The 1,158-nt window shown below is 42.3% G+C and carries 2 pseudogenes; one reads left to right on the plus strand and one right to left on the minus strand.

Annotated features, from left to right (window positions below):
• Positions 1–251: pseudogene (locus A3739_RS06240) on the plus strand (polyphosphate kinase); the annotation flags it as partial.
• 27 nt (positions 252–278) lie between these two features.
• Here the strand turns inward: A3739_RS06240 and A3739_RS06245 are convergent.
• Positions 279–1,158: pseudogene (locus A3739_RS06245) on the minus strand (NADP-dependent phosphogluconate dehydrogenase); the annotation flags it as partial.

Genomic DNA, 1,158 nt, shown 5'->3' on the forward strand with positions numbered 1-1,158 from the left:
GGAAAATCACAAGTGAAGATATATTAAATCGACAAAACTGGGACAGTTACCAACAAGCATTTGAGGACATGCTGGATAAAACTGATGGCAAGAAAAACCCTTGGCATATAGTAGCGGCAAACAACAAACGATATGCCCGCATCAACGCGATGAAACATATCGCCAAACGATTAAATGCCCATATCGACACGGAACAAGTTGAATTACTGAAACCTGAAGTAGAAAAATTGGCGACTAAATATCTGCCTTAACGATTGAAATTCTTATCAACCAATACGCTACACATCATAACTCGACGACGAAGTATCTCCACCTCGCCCAGTCCAATCAGTGTGATAGTACTGTTGAGTTTCATCACCGTCTAACTGATAGGTATGCGCCCCGAAGTAATCTCGCTGCGCTTGGATCAAATTTGCAGGTAGTTTTTCGCGACTATAAGCCTCAATAAAACTTAGCGCTGAGCCAATACATGGCACCGGTACTCCACTCTCAACCGACTTGGCCACTAGCTTTCGCCACGCAGGTAAACAATCTTGCAAGATCTCATTAAAGTAAGGAGCTAAGCCTAGAAAATCGAGCTGACCATCAGAGGCGAAAGCATCACGAATTTGTTCTAAAAATACACTACGAATAATACAGCCTTCGCGCCACATCAATGCGACATTGCCATAGTTAAGTTCCCAGCCATGCTCGTCTGACGCTGCTTTCATCAGCATAAAACCTTGAGCATATGAGATAATCTTTGATGCCAACAAAGCCTTACGCGCTATCTCTATCCACTCATCTTTGTTATCAGGAATTTCAACACTAGGTTTAGAGAAATGCTTAGATGCAATTGTGCGCTGATCTTTCAAAGCAGAAATACAACGTGCAAAAACCGACTCGCTGATTAAGGTCAACGGAACACCTAAATCTAGTGCGTTGATTCCAGTCCATTTACCCGTCCCTTTTTGACCAGCCTTATCGAGAATACGATCAAGCAAATGATTACCTTGCTCGTCTTTGAACGCCAAAATATCGCGACTGATTTCAACTAAGTAGCTGTCTAATTCTGTCTCATTCCACCGTCCTAAAACGGCAGAAATCTCGTCATTATTAAGCCCTAGAACTATGCGCAAGAAATCATAAGACTCAGCAATTAATTGCATGTCGCCATAT

The organism is Oleiphilus sp. HI0067 (assembly GCF_001635735.1).